General features: G+C 46.7%; 12 protein-coding genes. 4 read left to right on the forward strand and 8 right to left on the reverse strand.

What is annotated here, in order from left to right:
* On the forward strand, positions 1-336 hold a 336-nt coding region (locus QUA20_RS11195; RefSeq protein WP_333188782.1), incomplete at its 5' end, for a transposase.
* Between the two features lie 783 nt (positions 337-1,119).
* Here the strand turns inward: QUA20_RS11195 and QUA20_RS11200 are convergent.
* Positions 1,120-1,320 (reverse strand): hypothetical protein, encoded by a 201-nt coding sequence (locus tag QUA20_RS11200; protein ID WP_333188784.1) that lies wholly within the window; start codon positions 1,318-1,320, stop codon positions 1,120-1,122.
* Here QUA20_RS11200 and QUA20_RS11205 point away from each other — a divergent pair.
* Positions 1,309-5,868 carry a PAS domain S-box protein gene (locus QUA20_RS11205; protein WP_333188786.1) on the forward strand — a complete coding sequence of 1,520 codons (4,560 nt, stop codon included), beginning with the start codon at positions 1,309-1,311 and terminating at the stop codon, positions 5,866-5,868. The genes QUA20_RS11200 and QUA20_RS11205 overlap by 12 nt on opposite strands.
* 226 nt (positions 5,869-6,094) lie before the next feature.
* Here QUA20_RS11205 and QUA20_RS11210 read toward each other — a convergent pair whose 3' ends face one another.
* Positions 6,095-10,126: an EAL domain-containing protein gene (locus tag QUA20_RS11210; RefSeq protein WP_333188788.1), complete on the reverse strand. Its 4,032-nt coding sequence runs from the start codon at positions 10,124-10,126 to the stop codon at positions 6,095-6,097.
* A gap of 571 nt (positions 10,127-10,697) precedes the next feature.
* Between QUA20_RS11210 and acnB the strand changes: the two genes are divergently transcribed.
* A complete protein-coding gene (gene acnB, locus QUA20_RS11215) occupies positions 10,698-13,313 on the forward strand; it encodes a bifunctional aconitate hydratase 2/2-methylisocitrate dehydratase (RefSeq protein ID WP_333188790.1) in 2,616 nt (871 codons plus the stop codon).
* 391 nt (positions 13,314-13,704) lie between these two features.
* Complete coding sequence (locus QUA20_RS11220; protein ID WP_246276847.1) at positions 13,705-14,085, forward strand: cupin domain-containing protein; 381 nt, start codon at positions 13,705-13,707, stop codon at positions 14,083-14,085.
* Between the two features lie 194 nt (positions 14,086-14,279).
* Here the strand turns inward: QUA20_RS11220 and QUA20_RS11225 are convergent, their stop codons facing one another.
* The 6 genes from QUA20_RS11225 to QUA20_RS11250 form a co-directional block, all read right to left on the reverse strand.
* Complete coding sequence (locus QUA20_RS11225; protein ID WP_333188792.1) at positions 14,280-14,939, reverse strand: pentapeptide repeat-containing protein; 660 nt, start codon at positions 14,937-14,939, stop codon at positions 14,280-14,282.
* A 160-nt stretch (positions 14,940-15,099) separates the two neighbouring features.
* Positions 15,100-16,749, reverse strand: a complete 1,650-nt coding sequence (locus QUA20_RS11230) for an ABC transporter substrate-binding protein (RefSeq protein WP_333188934.1) — start codon at positions 16,747-16,749, stop codon at positions 15,100-15,102.
* 333 nt (positions 16,750-17,082) lie between these two features.
* Positions 17,083-18,537 carry an adenylate/guanylate cyclase domain-containing protein gene (locus tag QUA20_RS11235; RefSeq protein WP_333188794.1) on the reverse strand — a complete coding sequence of 485 codons (1,455 nt, stop codon included), beginning with the start codon at positions 18,535-18,537 and terminating at the stop codon, positions 17,083-17,085.
* Between the two features lie 70 nt (positions 18,538-18,607).
* Positions 18,608-18,952: a slr1659 superfamily regulator gene (locus tag QUA20_RS11240; protein WP_333188795.1), complete on the reverse strand. Its 345-nt coding sequence runs from the start codon at positions 18,950-18,952 to the stop codon at positions 18,608-18,610.
* 46 nt (positions 18,953-18,998) lie between these two features.
* Entirely contained in the window at positions 18,999-19,577 is a 579-nt protein-coding gene (locus QUA20_RS11245) for a DUF6272 family protein (protein WP_333188797.1), read from the reverse strand.
* A gap of 206 nt (positions 19,578-19,783) precedes the next feature.
* Positions 19,784-19,942, reverse strand: a complete 159-nt coding sequence (locus QUA20_RS11250) for a SpoIIE family protein phosphatase (protein ID WP_445304668.1) — start codon at positions 19,940-19,942, stop codon at positions 19,784-19,786.
* Between the last annotated feature and the right edge of the window lie 19 nt (positions 19,943-19,961).

A 19,961-nucleotide genomic window follows, 5' to 3' on the forward strand; every position in this document is an offset into this window, starting at 1 on the left:
GTAAATGTCATAACATTTGAAGCATTTATCCTGAGAGAATTAGTCCCTAAACTGTGGTCAGGTGCTTGTGTAGTTATTGATAATGCTAAAATTCATTGCGGAGAAATGGTGAAAGAATTTATTGAAGAGGCAGGAGCCAAGTTAATTTATTTATCTCCTTACTCTCCCGACTTTTCCCCGATTGAGAATTTTTGGTCAAAAGTGAAATCTCTGTTAAGAAAACTTAAAGCCAGAAATTATTTAGACTTAATTGATGCAATTACAGATGCTATGCTACAAGTTACTAAAAAAGAGCTTCATAACTGGTTTGCTCATTGTTGCTACTGTACCTCATGACTATAGGAAACGCTATATCATTACTTTGCCCAAACTTTAATCCTCGCGATCGCCATTTCTATTGATGAAGCTTGAAATACCTTTACTTTAGTCAAAAATGTGATAGATTAAACATTGGTATTATCTAAAAATTTTACACTTCTCAAAAAATGCAAAAATCGGGCAAAAAGTGTTCGTGAAGCCGAAGCTATCCCGAACGCGCGTGCGGGTTCGTTGCGCTAGGCAATCGCCCTTGAGTTGAGCCAATTTAACCATAGCCTGCAACTACCTCAACTGTTTCACCGAAAACTAATTTCTGATTCGGTGAATTTTAATAAGTTTAAAAAATCAAACCCTCGCATAAAACAATGAAAATGCAAGGAAAAATATCTTAAATTTCGGCTTGCCATAAAGGCTATATAAAATCTAATTTAGGACAGATAAATCGAGAATTACTGAAAACTCTAGAAAAGGCGATCGCCTAAATTTAAACAAATTTTAATAGAGGCGATCCCAACAAGATATTCGCTGACCAAACCAAGGAAACCATAGATCGAGTTTGCGGTAATAATAAAAAGGTGACACTTGCAACCGGAGGCGATCGAAAAAAATGTCAAAATTAGTCAGGACGCTCCTCCCGATCCCGCCATGAAACCCAGTTTTTCGTTTCCTCTTTCGCAGCTTCCCTGACTTAATTAGCTTAACAAACCGGGTTTATGCTTAAGTCTTGTTAGTATAATTCTCAACTATTGAAAATTTATGGCGTACCAAATCACCGCCCGCTTTCCCAGTAAATATACGGACTTAAGCTGCTCGATCCGCCTCCAAATTCATAAAAACTACGGAAATGTACCGTGAGTAGCTGGTAATTGCTAGCAGAAGCAGGAGAATTTGTCCTTTGCCATTTTGATTTACCAGGCTCAACTTGCAGAGCGCTATTGCGATGCCATCAACCTCGATACCAAACCGCAAAATAACTAAAGAAATAGCATTATGTTTAATCAACACCTGTATCAAGAAGTAACAAACCTGCGCCAGAAACTAGCTCACCTAGAAAGACAAACGCAATCTCAAACCTGGTTCAAAAAGCTGCAAGCGCTGATGGGAGTGATTGGCAAAATTCGTGAGTCCCTAGACTTAGAAACAATATTCAAAACCACAGCCACCGAGGTGCGGCAACTCCTAAATGCCGATCGAGTCGTCGTCTACCGTTTCCTCCCCGAATCGGAATGGAACGAAGGCGAAGTAGTCTCCGAAGACGTACTTCCCGAATACAGCCCATCCTTGGGCGCAAAAGTCCACGATCGCTGCTTCGGCGAACAATTTGCAGCAAAGTACCAAAAAGGGTACGTTCAAGCTGTCAGCGACATCTATAAAGCCCGGTTGCTCCCTTGTCACCTCAACATCCTCAAGCGATTTCAAATCCGAGCCAACTTAGTCGTACCGCTGCTGCAAGGGCAACATTTGTGGGGGTTGCTGTGCATTCACTCCTGCGGTAAACCCCGCGAGTGGCAAGAAGACGAAATCGAATTTGCCAGACAAGTAGGCGACCATTTAGCAGTTGCCATCTACCAAGCCGAACTGCACTTGCAAACCCAGAGGCAAATAGCAGAAATCGAATCCGCGCAGCAAAAACTCCGCGACAGCGAGCAAAAATATCAACAAATTCTCGATTCGATCGCCGATATAGTATTAGTCAAAGGCCCTCAATCAAAAATCGTGTGGGCTAATAAAGCATTTCGCGATTATTACGGCATGACTCAAGAGGAACTTCAAGGAATCGTAGACGCACCTTTGAGCAATCCCGACCATACTCTCCAGTACATTAAAGATGACGCCTTCGTATTTGACACCGGACAGACTCTAGAAATTTCCGAAGAACCGATCACGCGGCACGATCGAGAAGTGCGACTGTTTAGTACAGTCAAAACACCCATCCGCAACGAAGACGATCGCATCACAATGACAATCGCCGTCTCCCGCGACATGACGGAACGCAAAGCAGCAGAAGAAGCCGTCAAAGCCAGCGAAAGCAAATACCGCAGCCTGGTAGAAACCTCCCAAGACATGATTTGGTCGGTCGATGCGATCGGGCGCTACACCTTCGTCAACCCAGCAGTTAAGTACATCTACGGTTACGAACCAGAAGAAATGCTCGGTCGGCCGTTCTCCGACTTTGTGACACCAGAACAAAGCCGGAAAGATTTAGAAGTTTTCGCCCGCCTGTTTGCCGGAGAATCAGTTTTCCAGTACGAAACCACCCAAATCGCCAAAGACGGCAGCATGAAACATTTGATGTTCAACGCGATCGCCCTGTACGACGAAACGGGAAACTTCCTCGGGACCACCGGTACAGCCGCCGACATTACCGATCGCAAGCGAGCAGAAGCAGCATTGCAACACGCAAACGCCCAACTAGAGCGCAGAGTAGAAGAACGCACCGCAGAACTGCGCCAGACTTTTGCCGCCCTCAGTGTCAGCGAAACCAGGTTTCGGACGATCGCTGCCACCCTCCCGGGAGCAGTGTTTCAATTTTGCAGCAGCCAGGGAGTGTGGAGAGTTGACTACATGAGCGATCGCATCGAAGATATCAGCGGCGTCACTGTAGCAGAAATAATGCAAGACTTAAATACATTCATTTCTCGCGTCCACCCCGAAGACGTGGAAAGCTACATCACCTCCGTCAAAGAAGCCGTAGAAAATCTCTTTCCCTGGCACTACGAAGGGCGGTTAGTCAAGCCCGACGGCGAAATTCGCTGGTGGCAGGGCGACTCCATGCCCACCCGCAGCGAGAACGGCGAAATCGTATTTTGCGGCGTATTGTTCGACATTACCGATCGCAAAGTTGCCGAAACCGCCATCCGCAACAGCCAGCGGCAGCTACAAGAAGCCCAGAGACTCGCCCACGTCGGCAATTGGGAACTCGATGCAACAATGGGAACTGTCACTTGGTCAGAGGAACTCTTCCGCATCTTCGGACTCGAACCGGCCACCTTTGCCCCCAACCTAGCCGAACAGGTCGCTCTGATCCCTCCTGAAGATGTGGAATTGTGGCAGACTCATGTACAGCGGGGACTCGCAGCGGGCATCCCCTTTGATTTTGACTATCGCCTTTACCGTCCCGACGGCACGCTGCGACACGTGAACGTCCTGGGCAAAGCCGAAACCGATGCCAGTGGCAAAGTGGTAAAACTGTTCGGCACGGCGATCGACATTACCGATCGCAAAGCCGCCGAAGCAGCGCTGCGGCAAGCTGCAGCCGAGTTGGAAGACAGAGTGAGCGATCGCACGGCCGAACTTTCCCAAGCAGTCACCCAGTTAGAACAAGAAATTGGCGATCGCAAACTTGCAGAAGCAGCGCTGCAAGTTTCCGAACAAAACCTGCGAACCATATTTAACAATGTCTACGATGCTATCTTCATTCACGATTTAGAAGGCAACATTCTCGATGTCAATAATCGAATGTTAGAAATGTACGGAGTGAGCCAGGAACAAGCAAAAAAATTATCAATTAAAAACGACTATTCAAGCGGCGACAATCCCTCTGAAAAAATTGGAGAACTTTGGGAAAGAGTATTAGCTGGCGAAACACCCCGCGTGGAATGGAAAGCGAGGCGTCCCAACGACGGTTCAACCTTTGATGTAGAAGTTGCCCTGTCCAGAATTCATCTCAACGGCAATCTCAGCGTCATTGCCAACGTCCGAGATATTAGCGATCGCAAACTTGCAGAAGCAGAACTGCAACACGCTCAACATTTTATGGAATCAGTGCTCAAAACCATACCGGTAGGAGTGCTTGTCAAGGATGCCCAAGAACTGCGATTTGTACTGTGGAACCCGGCCGCCGAAGAGTTGCTCGGTTTCAGTGCAGCAGAAGTTATGGGCAAAAATGATTACGACTGTTTTCCAACAGAACAAGCTGATGTTTTCATCGCCAAAGACCGGGAAGTGCTCAACAGCGGGCAAATTATAGACATCGCCGAAGAAGAGATTGAAACGGGCCAAGGAGAATCGCGGATATTTCACACCAAAAAAACAGCAATACTCGACGCTGATGGCAAACCGCAATATCTCTTAGCTGTCACTGAAGATATTACCGATCGCAAGCGGGGAGAAATTGCCTTGAGGCGATCGGAATCCCGACTCAGACAGCAAGCAGATCGAGAAAAATTGCTCAACAACCTCACGGCTCAAATCCGCAATTCCCTCGACTTCGACAGCATCGTTACAGTCGCAGTTAAGGAAATTCGCGCTTTCCTGCAGATCGATCGTTGCAATTTTGCCTGGTATCGCGACGACGGAGAGGAGCCTTTCTGGGAAATTATTAAAGAATCTCGCCTTCGGGAACTTCCCGATTTAACAGGTAGCTATCAAGCTTCCGACTTCGGTCCTGTGGGAGAAAAAGTATTGCAGATGGAAATGCTGCGCGTGGATGATGTCGAAACAGTCGCAGATCCTGTTTGGAAACAAATCGTTCGATCGATGGGCTACCAATCTGTATTAATCATTCCCATGCAGGCACTTTCTGGGGTAATAAGTGCAGTTAGCTGCTCCTCCTGCTGTTCTGTGCGGCCCTGGAGCGACAGCGAAGTAGAATTGTTGCAAGCGATTACAGTTCAATTGGCGATCGCCCTCAACCAAGCCGATCTTTACGCCCAAACTCGCAATAAAGCTCTCGAATTAGAGCAAACTTTGCAGCAATTAAAGAGCGCTCAATCGCAGTTAATTCAAGGCGAAAAAATGTCATCTCTCGGTCAACTTGTGGCAGGCGTCGCCCACGAAATCAACAACCCAGTTAACTTTATTTACGGCAATCTCAGCCACGCCAAAGACTATACTCAAGACTTGCTGCACGTGATCGAACTTTACCAAAACCACTATCCCGATCCAGTCCCGGAAATTCAAGAGGAAGTAGAAGCTATTGAACTCGATTTTCTGATGGATGACTTGCCGAAACTGCTTTCCTCGATGAAAGTCGGTGCAGACAGAATTCAGCAAATCGTTGCATCTCTGCGCACGTTCTCCCGCATGGACGAAGCAGAAATGAAAGCAGTCAACATTCACGAAGGCATAGATAGCACCCTGATGATTTTGCAGCACCGGTTCAAAGCCAAACACAATCATCCAGAAATTGAGGTGATTAAAGAATACGGCAAATTACCGTTAGTAGAGTGTTATGCAGGACAGCTAAATCAAGTATTTATGAATATCTTGAGCAATGCTTTGGATGCTTTGGAAGAACGGGATCTGCGGCGTTCTGCTGAGGAAATGCGGGAACAGCCCAGCAACATCCGCATCCGCACTGAAATATCGCCAGCGGGCAAGGTAATCATTCGGATTGCTGACAACGGGCCGGGAATACCGGAGACTGTGGGCAGTCGGCTTTTTGACCCGTTTTTTACCACTAAACCTGTGGGTAAAGGCACTGGGATGGGCTTGTCAATTAGCTATCAAATTGTGACAGACAGACACAACGGGTCGCTGAAATGCACTTCTTCGCCGGGACAGGGTACAGAATTGGCGATCGAGATTCCGCTCAAAGCTAATTGTTAATAGGGAATTAGGAATTGCGAAAGCGTTACGGTGCATCAGTTTGGTAATTCTCAACTATCACCGAAAATCTAATTCTGATGCACGATTTATTCCCTAGTGCGTCAGTTTTGAGATTCTGAGTTTGTAGCAAACATCTCCCTAGCTGACGTAGCATACTTCACTTTATTACCAATTACCAATTACCAATTTCGCATTCCCCATTCCCCATTACCAATTTGTACCTCACTCAGAGAATTGCTCTATTACCGAGATTTATCAGCATTTCTGTCACTGCGGAACTGTCCAAAGGTTTAGAAAACCAATATCCCTGAGCTAATTCACAGCCTAGTTCTCGAAGCTGTGCTAACTGTTCGGCTGTCTCCACACCTTCGGCGATCGCATTCAATCCCAAATTGTGAGCCAAAGTCACGATCGCCCGCACAATCTGCAAAGGCTGACCCCCGCCGTCACCGTTTTCGACAGCCCCCAAGCGACTCACAAAAGATCGATCGATCTTCAGCGTATCCAGCGGAAAGCGGTGCAAGTAACTCAAAGACGAATAACCAGTACCGAAATCGTCGATCGACAATCGAATATTTCTATTTTTTAATTGGCCTAGCACAATATTGGCTTTCTTCACATTTTCCACGAGCGCGCTTTCAGTAATCTCCAATTTTAAACAGCTCGGAGCGCAGCCAGTTTCTGCTAAAATTTCATCGATTTGCTCGATCAAATTCGCCAGACCTAACTGTTTCGGAGAAAGATTGACGCTCATTGTTAATTGCGCAGGATCGATAATTGGTAATTGAAAATTGGGAAGAGGTAACTGGGAACTTGTATTGATGGTAGCCGAAGTATTGGTAATTGGGTATTGGGAATTGGTAACTGGGGAGTGGAAATCGGTAATCGGGAATTGGTAACTGGAAATTGGTAATTTTTTACCGATTGTTTCTTCCCTGTTCCTTCTTCCCTGTTCCTCATTCCCTCTATCTGTTAAATCAGTTAAATTCCGTAGATTGCGCGTTGCCCTCTTCCCTCTTCTTTCTTCATTCTTCCTTTTTCTGACTTCCATCGAACTTCTTCCATCTTCCTCCGTTAACATTTCTTGCCAAAGGCGCAATTGCTGACAAGCTTCCCGCAATACCCAGGCTCCCAGAGGCACGATCAAACCTGTTTCTTCAGCTACAGGAATAAAAGTAGACGGCGGAACTAGACCCCGAACCGGGTGATGCCAGCGCACCAACGCCTCAAAACCCTCGATCGCACCGCTGGCGATCGAAACAATCGGTTGGTAGTGCACAATAAAGTGCGAACATTGATCCTTGCTTTCCCCTAATTCCTCCTTGCCCAAAATAGCCAACCGCAGGTCATTTTCTAACTGCAACAGCGACATAGTTTGGTCGTGCATCGCCAAATTAAACACCTCGTGGCGGGCCTTGCCCAAAGCTTTAGCGCGGTACATAGCGATGTCAGCATCGCGTAGGAATTCTTCCGGGTGAGTGTAGAGATTCGATTCGCCACTGTCGGCAGTTTCGCCTCGACTGAAAACAATGCCAATGCTAGCAGTGGTAAATACTTCGTGCCCTTCGATATGAAACGGCATCGTCAGTTCTTTTTGTATCTTTTTAGCTGCTAGGGTCGCGTCGCTGAGGCTGTGAATGTGGTCTAGCAGGATGGTGAATTCGTCTCCCCCCAGCCTAGCCACGGTATCAGAAGCCCGCACGCAGGTTTGCAGCCGATCCGCGAGGGCGACTAGGAGTTTGTCTCCTAAAACGTGTCCTAAAGAATCATTAACTACTTTGAAGCGGTCTAAATCTAGGAAAAGTAAACCAAATTTGTAATCGGGGGAATGATTGGATCGGCGGATGGCTTGTCCTAGCCTGTCGATGAACAAAACGCGGTTGGGCAAACCTGTCAGCGCATCGTGAAAAGCGCCGTGCAGCAGTTGCCGTTCTACTCGCTTGCGCTCGGTGACATCTCGGATAATAATCTGGGCGGCGGTCAAGCCTTGATAAGTAGCGGGGATGCCGACAACTTCAACGTCTATTATTTGTCCGTCGAGCCGCATCAGTTTTTGTTCGGCAAGGTCGATCGGCTTATTTTCTTTCTCGACTAGCCGGATGCGCTCTCTGGCTGTTTCCACATAGTTTGGATGGACGAAATGCAATACCGGAAAGCCGATTAGGGCATCGGGAGAGCTCGCACCCAGGAGTTTAGCGCCGGCAGCATTGATGTAGGCGATTCTCCCTTGACTGTGAACGGCGATCGCTTCGGGAGATAGTTCTACTAAACGGCGATAGCGTTCTTCACTTTCTTGGAGAGATACTATCAACTCGCATCGCTCTTTTTCAGCCTGCTGGCGTTCGACTTCCATTTGGTGAACCGCCAGAATTTTACCGATGCTTTGAGCCATCAATTCTATGATTTCTATTTCCTCGTACTTGAATTGTCTTTTCTTTATTTCTGGCGAACTAAAACTCAAAGTTCCGTAGGTTTTATTGTTAACAAATATCGGCGTCCCGATGTAAGATTCTGATTTGCAGCTTTGATAAGCTGGATGTTCGCGCATCTCTATGTCGGCTCCTATATGAAAATACGCAACTGTTTTATTGAGTTTAATGACTGCGGCGCAGTAAGTATCGCTGAGGTTCAATTCTAAGCCTCGCACGAAGTATCCTAAATCTGTTTTCGCTGCCTGCACAATAAAAGTTTCGCTTTCAACTTCTGCCATGATCCCTATAGAAAGGCCAAACATCAAACAGCCTGCTGTTAGATAATCGTCAACCAGTTCTTCAAAGTTTTGATAATGATAAGTTGTAATCCGGTGCAAGTGTTTGAGATTAGCGCTAAAAGCTGCTAAAGCTTGAGAATTTAAAAATAATTCTTCTTCCGAGCGCTGGCGGTCGGTAATGTCTGTTTGCACTCCAATAAAGTGGGTTAAGTGCCGCCGCGAGTTGTAAACCGGAGCGATCGAAAGTTCGAGCCAAAAAGGCGTGCCGTCTTTCCTAAAGTTGCGCAGGATAACTTGACATTCTCTCCCTTCTTCAATCGCAACTCGCAATTGTTTGGCAGCGGCGGTGTCCCTGTCGGCGCCCTGCAACAATCGGCAATTTTTCCCCATTAACTCGTCTCTGCTATAACCGGTGATCCGCTCAAAACTGGGATTGACATAAATAATCGGATTATCTCCAACGGTCGCGTCGGTGATTGCAATGCCGTTGCTGCAACTTTCGATCGCCCGTTCCATCATTTGTAAGCGTTCTTGCGATATGATGCGCTCGATCGCCGCGGCTAATACGTTGGCGATCGCTTCTACAAAATAAACGTCATCTTGACTGAAAACCCGCCCTTGGCTGGTATGCACCCCCAAAATGCCCCAGGCCGGCGAGGAGGAACTGTTCGCTGGTTCTGCTTGTCCCCAGTTGCTTCCCACTCCCCGATTGCCGGGAATGATGACAGTGACGCCGCTGACAGCCCGGTGGTTGTGCAGCAGCGGCAGCTCGCTAAAGCGCGTTTCCACGCGCAAATCTTCGACGATAGTCGGTTCGCCCACTAGCAATGTGTAACCTGCTTGCGATCGGGCAGAAGCGGTAACAGTAGCGCTGCCGACGAGGCCCGGCTGCCAGCCAACCCCCGCTCGCAGCATAAAAGCATGGCCAGAGGGCAACAGTTCTAACAACTGACAATAATCAACGTCCAGCGTTTGAGCAATTAAAACCGCAGCTTTGTCCATCAGTGCGGACAAATCTGTTTCAGCAAGGGCCTGCTGCCCCAAGTAAGCGACGGCCGCTTGCTGGCGGGCCCGCAAGTGGATTGACGCGAGCAATTCCTGCTCCTTCGCGGCGGCTCGCTTGCGATCGGTAATATCGCAGAACACCGACAGAACAGCTTTTTCCGACCGCAATGTCAAATACCGCATCGATACAGTTGCCCAAAACAGCGTGCCGTCAGCTTTTTTAAGGCGGACTTCTGTCTCGCGGACGTGTCCGTTGTCGGCGAGTCGCGACAGCAGTTCCTGGCGGTCTGCGGGGTTGTGGTAGAACATTTCGGCTTTTTGGCGTTTTATCGACTTGAACTCTGTGAGCCCGAAAGCCTGACGGCATAAATCGTTGCTATAAAGAATTGTGCCGTCCGCCAGACTGCTGACGATCAGGGGCATCGGCATTGAGTTGGCGATCGTCAGCAGTAATTCTGTTGTTCCTTGCAGCTCTTGATACAAGTCTGCCTTGGAGGCACAGCCCTGACAGTCTTCAGAGTTTTCAGGGATAAAACTTTCCATTTGTTAACCGATCCATTAGCAGGACAACTTTTTTCAACTTGCGGTAAATGACGATTTCAGATGCAGAGCATTGGTAACAACTGAAGACTTAATTTCATTTGTCAATCAGTAATATTACGCAAAAAAACTGCTTTTCTAGGAGTGGAAATTCGCGATTTGGGAGTGAGCGGGCATAAATATGGCGCTCGGCATAATTCCTCGATCGCCCGAATGTGGTTTTTCTACTCAAAATCCGAGTAAACTTTGAGCATAATTGCTGATTGACAAATGCTTCCCTAGCTTAACTTGTTAGGAATGGATGCAGAGGACGATCGACAGTAGCCCACAACACATTAATCTTAACCAGAACAATACCAATGAACGCCTTAAACTGCTCGGCTGGAGTTTGATACGATCCAATCTCGGTCGAGAGCACATCTGTCTTTGGTATGAAAATCTACAGTTTTTAAACTTGCGTTAAGTTTTTATGTATGGCGAGGTACTTTACCCAATCAGCAGCGGAAGCTCCTAATCTAAAAAGTAAAGTCACCTGCTTGCCAACCACCGAATACTATCCGAGGAGAGAGGAGAAATGCTTGAATCTTACCGCCGTACCGCTGCCGAACGGGCCGCTTTGGGAATTCCACCGCTGCCGCTAGACGCCCAGCAAACGTCGGAACTGTGTGAACTGCTGAAAAATCCGCCGGCTGGAGAAGAAGAAACCTTAATAGAATTATTGCGCGATCGCGTCCCGCCCGGAGTAGACAGCGCCGCCTACGTCAAAGCTGGTTTTTTAACCGGCATTGCTAAAGGCGAAATCCACAGCCCCCTAATTGCTCCCAAATGGGCAGTTTACCTGCTGGGGACAATGATGGGCGGTTACAATGTGCAATCTTTAATCGATTTGCTCAATCCCACTGCCGAAACCGCCATTGGCGCTACCGCCGCCCGGGCCTTGAGCAAAACCCTGTTAGTATTCGACGCCTTCCACGACATTCTGACTTTATCCGATACCAATCCCTACGCCAAGCAGGTAGTCGATTCTTGGGCTGCAGCCGAGTGGTTCACCAGCCGCCCCGTACTGCCGGAAGTCATTACCGTTACAGTCTTCAAAGTTCCCGGAGAAACGAATACTGACGACTTGTCGCCAGCACCTCATGCTACCACCCGGCCGGACATTCCCCTGCACGCTTTGGTGATGCTGGAAAGTAAGATACCAGGAGCTCTGCAAACGATCGCAGAGTTGAAGCAAAAAGGCCATCCCGTAGCCTACGTCGGCGATGTTGTCGGCACCGGTTCCTCGCGGAAATCGGCGATTAATTCGGTGCTGTGGCACATTGGCAATGATATTCCGTTTGTGCCGAACAAGCGCAGCGGCGGTTATATTTTAGGAAGTGCGATCGCCCCGATTTTCTTCAATACCGCTGAAGATTCCGGCGCTTTGCCGATCGAATGCGATGTCTCCAAAATGGAAACAGGAATGGTAATTACCATCCATCCCTACAAAGGCGAAATCACCAATGAAGCCGGAGAAATCATCTCCACCTTCGCCCTCAAACCCGACACAATTCTAGACGAAGTTCGCGCCGGCGGCCGAATTCCGCTATTAATTGGACGCACTTTAACCGACAAAACCCGCGCAGCTTTAGGACTAGAACCCAGCACTATTTTCACCCGCCCGACTATTCCCACCGATACAGGCAAAGGCTTCACTTTAGCACAAAAAATGGTAGGCAAAGCTTGCGGTTTGTCCGGCGTTCGTCCCGGTACATCTTGTGAACCAGCCATGACAACAGTCGGCTCGCAAGATACCACCGGGCCGATGACTCGGGACGAATTGAAAGAACTTGCTTGTTTGGGATTTAGCGCCGATTTGGTAATTCAAAGTTTCTGCCACACCGCCGCTTATCCGAAACCCGTTGATGTCAAAACTCACCACGAATTGCCGGATTTCATGGCACAGCGGGGCGGCATAGCTTTGCGGCCGGGAGACGGCATTATTCACTCTTGGCTGAACCGAATGTTATTGCCAGATACAGTGGGAACTGGTGGCGATTCTCACACTCGTTTTCCTTTGGGAATTTCCTTTCCTGCAGGTTCGGGATTGGTGGCTTTTGCTGCTGCTTTGGGCGTCATGCCTTTGGATATGCCGGAATCGGTATTAGTGCGGTTTAAAGGTGAATTGCAGCCGGGAGTAACGCTCAGGGATGTTGTGAATGCAATTCCCTATGTAGCAATTCAAAAAGGTTTGCTAACCGTCGAGAAACAGAACAAGAAAAATATCTTTTCTGGGCGGATTATGGAGATTGAAGGTTTGCCGGATTTGAAGGTCGAGCAGGCTTTTGAATTGACCGATGCGACGGCCGAGCGTTCTTGCGCCGGATGCACGATTAAATTGAGCGTGGAGACTGTTTCCGAGTACATTCGTTCCAATGTGGCGCTGCTGAAAAATATGATGGCGCGGGGCTATCAAGATGCGCGGACGATGATGCGCCGGGTGGCGAAGATGGAGGAATGGCTGGCTAATCCGGTGCTGATGGAGGCGGATGCTGATGCGGAATACGTTGAAATCATCGAAATCGATCTCAACGAGATTAAAGAGCCAATTGTGGCTGCTCCCAACGACCCGGATAATGTTAAGTTGTTGAGTGAGGTTGCGGGCGATCGGGTAGACGAAGTATTTGTCGGTTCTTGCATGACAAATATCGGTCACTACCGCGCCACTGCGAAGGTGTTAGAAGGTGCAGGGGAAGTGAAAACTCGCCTGTGGATTTGTCCGCCAACTCGGATGGACGAACAGCAACTCAAAGAAGAAGGTTATTACAGCATTTTTGGAGCTGCTGGAGCTCGCACAGAAATGCCCGGATGCAGTCTTTGTATGGGAAATCAAGCGCGGGTTAAAGATGCGACAACGGTGTTTTCAACTTCTACTCGCAACTTTAACAACCGCATGGGCAAAGACGCGCAAGTTTATCTCGGCTCGGCGGAATTGGCTGCCGTTTGTTCGCTGTTAGGTAGAATTCCCACAGTCCAAGAATACAACGACATTGTGTCAAAAAGAATCGATCCTTTTGCTAGTGATTTGTATCGGTATTTGAATTTCGATCAAATTGCTGGTTTTGAGGATGAAGGCAGAGTGATTGCTTTGGAAGATATGCCTCGCATTGAGGAGCTTTTGGGGATTCCCGATGGTGTGTTGAGCAAGTAAAAAGTGGGGCGGGCAATTGCCCGCCCTTTGTTTATAATATATGAGTAAATGAAATAAAGGAAAAAAATAATTACAGCATATTCCAGATTTATGAAGTAAGGTAGTAGCAATTGGTTTTGCCAGTTTTGTATGTGTAGAGGATTTATATGGAATATGCTGTAATTACTAAAAAGAAATTTTAGCTGTCGCCACCTTCTTGCCATGAAACTGTGCGATTGGAAACCAAAAAGTAAAGTCCTCCGTGACGGTATCGAGAAACAGTTGCCAATTACCCGCTGCTAATTCCTGCGAAAACACCTCGATCGCACTTACGGACTTACCCGCTTACCCAATCCCTGCTATACTTTCAACTACAGCTATTTTTGCAGACACCGTTAGCGAGATAAATAAAATGGTGGAAACAGTGGACACAATCGAAAAAATTGACGATCGCACACAAACCCGGTTTTGGGGCAAAGTTACAGTCATAGACGCGGGCGATCGTTACAAGATCAATCGCATTGAAGTCAAACCGGGACACCACATCAGCACCCAAATGCACTATCACCGCAGCGAGCACTGGGTTGTCGTCTCCGGTACCGCTAAAGTTATCTGCGACGACAAAGAGACGATTCTCATGCAGAAACAGTCAACCTACGTTCCCATGAATACTGCTCACCGCGTAGAAAATCCAGGCGTTATTCCCCTGGTGATGATTGAAATCCAAAATGGCGAATACCTCGGCGATGATGACATTATCCGCTTCGCCCAAGATACTCAGGAAGAAGATTGATCCGACATCAAAATATGAAGCAATCGCAGATGCCAGCGAAATGCTTCTCGCACCGAACAACGATCCGCGCAGCGACCGGAAACGAGATAAATCCTACAAATAAAAAAAATGTAGGGGCAATTTCAGAATTGCCCCTACATTATTATATTAAGCTTTTTAAGCACCAGAGTTTGATATAGCAATTGGCGATCGTCCTACGGCAGAGAAGCGTTTTTCAAATCTACATTTGCCATATTGGCATTCTTTAAATTAGCACCGGTCAAGTCGGAACCGTTCAAATTTGCATTGGTCAAATTTGCATTGGTCAAATTTGCATCCCGCAAGTTGACTCCCTGTACGTCTATTCCCGATACACTGCCACCTCTGAGGCTGATATCAGCTAAATTCGCAACGGACTGGCGAGCATTTCTCAGGTTCGCACCCGCCAAATCGGCGCTTTCTAAATTAGCACCGATTAAATTAGCGCTGGTGAGGTTGGTATTTTTCAAACTGGCAATTACTAAACCGGCCAGACTCAGATTAGCGCGGCTCAAATCAGCACCCTCCAAATTGGCACCGTGCAATTTAGCCCCAATTAAACTCGCACCTTGCAATTTAGCTTTTTTCAGATTTGCTTCGTTCAATTTGGCTTCGTTCAAATTTGCACCGTTCAAATTTGCACCCCGCAGATTCGCACCGCTCAAATCTGCTCCGCTCAGATCCGTACCAGCAAGTTGCGCTCCTGTCAAGTCACATTTGGTACATTTTTTAGTTTCTAATAGTTGCTTGACTTGTGATACGTTTTCTGCTTTTACTCCAGAGGCAAAACCGATCGCAATCAGTAGCCCTGTTGTTGTTAAAATTCCAAGTTTCATATACTTACCCTCAGCAATATCTCTCTTTAATAATATCCCACATTATTTGAGAGGGTTGGGTGATGGGTCTCTTTCATAAACTGTGACAATCATCACCCTGTTGTGCAGAAAATATGCAATAATAATTGACGTTTCAACTCCGGCAAATTGTTGTAAAGAATTATTGCTTTTTCAGGAACCAAAAAGGAAAAGATTGTGTCGGTTCTAAACGGACGCCGGTAATATTTTTCTGAGCAAAGGTATAGTCCTTATCCTGCCAAAGAGGGATAAAAGGTACATCTTGACCCAGTATATCTTGAATTTCGGCAAAGAGGGCTTTGCGGGTTTGAGGGTTTGGTTCTTTTCGTTGCTTGTCGATCAGTTGATTTACCCGCTCGTTATAATAAAACGAACCCTGACCTTGACTAGCACCCTTTTCACAGCCCCCCGCGGCCGAACCGGTGGCACAATCCAAAAACGGCTGAATATAATTGTCGGCGTCGAAAAAGTCGGCATACCAATCAACTAAAACGGCAGGATAAATCCCCTTCTCTATATTTTGAAACAAAGTCGGAGATTCAACGCTGTTAATTTCAACCTGCATCATCCCGTCCATTTTGAGTTTAGCTTGCGCCTCGATCGTACTCGCCACTAAAGCTCGTTTTGTGGAAGCTGAAGGATACCAAATTTGCAGAACAAAAGGATTGGCGGCAGAGTATCCCGCTTTCGTTAAAAGTTCCTTAGCCTTTGTAGTGTTAGCATCGCCGTACAGTTCTTTAAAAATCGGTTTTTGAACGTCGAAGGTTGTGGGAATCAAACTGTAAAGCGGTTGTGCTTGTCCCCGCAGTACGCGATCGTTAATCAGCGGGCGATCCATCGCTGCGGCGATCGCCTGTCTCACTTCTAACTTATCCAGCGGTTTAGATTTGGTATTCAGCGTCATGTAACTAACCGTACTGCTTTCCCCGGCGATTTCCTGCCATTTCCCTTGTTTTGCTCCCTCGTCCAAGCTGCGAACTTGGTCTGCATCCATAGACAAATAAGCCACATCGACTCCACCAGTCCGAAAACTATTGAACAAATTTGACGAACTAGAAAGCAGCAAAAGGTCAATTCCTTGATTAACTGGTTTTTCTCCCCAATACTTGTCAAACACGTCAAACTTGAGAGAATCGCTGCCGTACTTCGCCAACTTGTAGCGTCCAGTTCCTACAAACGTATCGGGTTTAAATTTACCCTCCCCAATCTCGTAGGCTTTTGGAGAAACTGCACAAATACCGGCAAATGTCAACAGGGAAGGAAAAGCAGCAAAAGGCTTTTTGAGTTGAAAAGTTAATTCGTATTCGCCCGTCGCTTTCACAGATTCTACTGCATCGCTCAACAAGAAAGCAGGACGGCCGGCATTTTTGATAAACCGCTGCAAGGAAAATTCCATTGCTGCGGCGTTAAACGGTGTGTCGTCGTGAAAAATAACGCCTTGACGCAAGGGGATTGTATATGTCAACCCGTCTTGGCTAACTTTTGGAAGTGCTGTCGCTAAGTGGGGAATTAACTCAGTAGTTCCCGACTTGTAAGTGTAGAGAGTATCGCCCAAATTTTGCAGCAGTTGCCCCGATATAATTTCGTAAGCATCCGCAGGGTCGATCGTCCGCAATTTCAAGGTTGTGCCAATAGTAACGCGGTTATTAACATTTTCGCCGCTCGCATTAACCGATCGATTGGCCCTCTGTCCGCAGCTTGCAGTTAACAAGCAGCACAGACAGAACAGAGCTATAGCTTTAATCACTGAAGGTTTTATAGATATTCTAGGCTGCTGCTTGTTGATTTTCATCGTCTTTTTTTGACACTCCAAATTACTCATAATATTATCACAACACTCCGGAGAGTTTCAGGGTGTACTCGTGGGTGAGCTAGAAACTTGGTTTTTCGCAAACATCCTAAGTTTATTAACGAGCAATATAGTCGGAAACCGGATTTCTGAGATCGCGAGTGCGATCGCCTCCGCTGGCATTTTGAGTTCCTAAGCTGAAACTCTTGGTTTTTCCATATCCTGTGCCTCGGCAAGGATTGCCCTGATACCGATCGCCTTGAAACCGTCATTCTCCGGTTGGTAATCAAAAACTGTCCGAGGTGTTGACTAATGACTAATGACTAATAACTTGCTTTAAATTCCTTTGAGGAGCGATCGCCAATCCCGACAACGTTTCAGGTAAATACGAGCTACCGGATCGCTGGGATTTTTCCGCAAACACTCTTCAAACAATTTTCCTGCTTCCCGGAATTCCTTGCGATCGCACAGTAACATAGCTTCAGTATATACGGGCAAATTTGCTAGCTTAGCCGACCTAATTTCTGGCGGATCGGCATCAAATACCTCATAGACTACAACATATTGAGATTTTCCTTTTACCTGTACTTTATCCACGATCCGAATAGCATAATCAGCCGGATTTCGCAACCGTTCCAAAGTCTGCTGAGAAATTAACAGAGGTACGCCGTAATCTTTTGTCAATCCTTCAATGCGAGATGCCAAATTAACAGCATCGCTAATCACAGTGCTGTCCATTCGGCTTTTACCCCCGACTGTCCCCAGCATCAAAGAGCCAGAATTGATGCCAATGCCAATTTGAATTGGGATGTAGCCGACTTTTTGACGGTGTTCGTTGTAAGTAGTTAGAATATTTAGCATCGCAATACCCGCTTTAACTGCATCATCTGCACAGTCGCTAAACAGAGCCATAATTGCATCGCCGATGTATTTGTCAATAAACCCGTTATTGCTAGTAATAGCAGGCTCCATCCGCGAAAGGTAAGCATTTATAAATTTAAAATTTTCTCCCGGCGTCATAGTTTCCGAAAGCGCCGTGAAGTCGCGAATATCCGCAAACAGTACCGACATTTCCTGTTGCACTTGGTCGCCTAAATTGACATCTATAATACTTTCATATCCCAACAAATGTAGAAATTGATGTGGCACAAATCGCCCGTAGGCATCAGTTAAGTCTAATTCTGCAGCTAGGGATTCTAGGGATTTATTCAATTTTAGATGGCGCTCAGCTTCAGATTGTTTGCGTTCCGTGATATCTTGAAAAACTGCGATCGCAAAAGCAACTTTGCCACCCTCATCAAAAATTGGCGTTCCCAAAATCTCAACGGAAACTTTCTTATCGGGTTGATGAATTTCCAGATCGTCAGATTTCGCGCTTTCGCCCCTCAAAGCTCGGACGATCGGCAAATTCTCGTAAGGGTAAATAGTATCAGTTCCCGCGATATAAATCTGATAACTTTCTGACAAATCCTCAACTGCATTTAACGGCAAAACCCCTTTACCGAATAACTGCTTTCCGGCGTGATTGACGTAGTAAGGTCTGCCTCGAGCATCGAGGACGGCCACGCCTATCGGAATCGCTTCCAGAAATTTAGCCAGCTTGATTTCGCCTTCTCGCACCGCCTCCAATGCCCGATAGCGCAACTCTGTTTCAATCGTATCTGAATGTTCAGCAGTAGTTTCCAGCAAGATTTCCAGATCCGCTTTTTCCTCCTTCAAGTCTTCCACTTGCTGGCGCAATCTTTCTATCTCTAAAAGTAGGTGTTCTCTAGATGGTTCTTCTTCCAGCATAACCTGAGAATTTGCGCCTCGACTAACAGAAAATTGCTCAACAGCCCGTACCCTAAAAGTAATCGTGTGTCTATAGTAATTCCAACTGCAAACCAGGCATCAGGCGCTGGAAATTCTTCAAAGATTTACCTTGCCAAGCTATGCGTTGAGAACCTTGTACTGCCATTTGCACCCGAGCTTTTTGTCGCACCTCGATAATAAACTTCGACAGCATATTGATGCCACCACTGTTCAAAAATTCTAACTGCTGCAAATTGAGGGTTATTTTCGTCTGTTCCACGTCGGCTACCTTGCCCAGAAACTGCATTATCGGTGCGTACTCCGCAGGCCCCCTCAGCCTGAGAGAGCCAAAAAAACTCACGGTTGCCGTTGCTGGATCGTAACAGATCCGGTAATCTTCTGTCTTAATTTCCATTGTCGCAAAAAAAATTTCCTTAGATATTATCGATCGCCAGCGTTGCTTATACTGTTAATTGCACCATAGTTGTCACCGCAATTACTTCCGGGTCTTTTTGCACGGTCTGGAATTTCCAGCCAATTTTGGCGGTATAATCGGTGAGCATGGTCAACAAACCCAATCCAGAATCGATACATTTTTCGTCAGCAGCATTTTTTTCCAACTGCTGAATGTAAAGCTCGCTCGGCTCGGAGGCCAGCAATTGCTGGATGTAAGCCTGAAACTTGTCCACAGCTTGCGGAGAGATACTGTTAGCAACTGAGAAAATCACTCTGTCGCTCTCTAATTGCAGTTTAATGTCGATCGGGTACTCCGAGGTTTCATCATTAAACTTCATAGCATTTTCTAATAACTCGTTAGCAATGTAGCTAACAGCGCTTTTCATTTCAGCTTGTCTTTCAATTGTCGAGGGATCGTCTTCATTTCCCGGAAAAAAAGTCGTCAAGTAGTCAGCCAGAAAATCCGCCGACAAACCGTTGTTGCGCCACCGCTGCTTCAGGGGAATCGAACTTGGAGAAAAGCCAATTATTAAGTATTCTTGGCTAGCTGAGTGCTCGATGAAATCGCCGAAAGTCTGAATCATATCGATGTGAGAGGTAAAGTTTGAGAAGAGAAACATTACTGTATACAGTTTAAGCTTGAGAAGAGAGATTTAATTAACTATTTTTGTTTGAGTACCAGCAATGTGAAGTCATCAAAAACTTTTTGTTCGCCGATGTGCGATCGCACGTCCTTAATTACAGCGTGCCTGATTCCGGCAGTGGAACGCTGCCAATTAATCTCTATTACCTAAATTAACTTATCTAAAGCATAAAGCACTTTATCAATATTTTCAGCTTCCGTAATCCCGTCAGTGTACAGCACTACCACATCTCCTGAATGCAACTGCACAATTTTTTCAGCAATAAATTCAGCAATATCTGCATCCAGCCCGATCGGGAAACCCAAATCGACCGTATCAAACCGC

The organism is Microcoleus sp. Pol7_A1 (assembly GCF_036701085.1).
Classification (GTDB): Bacteria; Cyanobacteriota; Cyanobacteriia; order Cyanobacteriales; family Microcoleaceae; genus Microcoleus; species Microcoleus asticus.

Coding starts and splice junctions, on each gene's coding strand:
- QUA20_RS11205 (WP_333188786.1), top strand. CDS start 1,309: ATGTTTAATCAACACCTGTATCAAGAAGTAACAAACCTGCGCCAGAAA.
- QUA20_RS11210 (WP_333188788.1), bottom strand. CDS start 10,126: ATGGAAAGTTTTATCCCTGAAAACTCTGAAGACTGTCAGGGCTGTGCC.
- acnB (WP_333188790.1), top strand. CDS start 10,698: ATGCTTGAATCTTACCGCCGTACCGCTGCCGAACGGGCCGCTTTGGGA.
- QUA20_RS11220 (WP_246276847.1), top strand. CDS start 13,705: ATGGTGGAAACAGTGGACACAATCGAAAAAATTGACGATCGCACACAA.
- QUA20_RS11225 (WP_333188792.1), bottom strand. CDS start 14,939: ATGAAACTTGGAATTTTAACAACAACAGGGCTACTGATTGCGATCGGT.
- QUA20_RS11230 (WP_333188934.1), bottom strand. CDS start 16,749: ATGAAAATCAACAAGCAGCAGCCTAGAATATCTATAAAACCTTCAGTG.
- QUA20_RS11235 (WP_333188794.1), bottom strand. CDS start 18,537: ATGCTGGAAGAAGAACCATCTAGAGAACACCTACTTTTAGAGATAGAA.
- QUA20_RS11240 (WP_333188795.1), bottom strand. CDS start 18,952: ATGGAAATTAAGACAGAAGATTACCGGATCTGTTACGATCCAGCAACG.
- QUA20_RS11245 (WP_333188797.1), bottom strand. CDS start 19,577: ATGATTCAGACTTTCGGCGATTTCATCGAGCACTCAGCTAGCCAAGAA.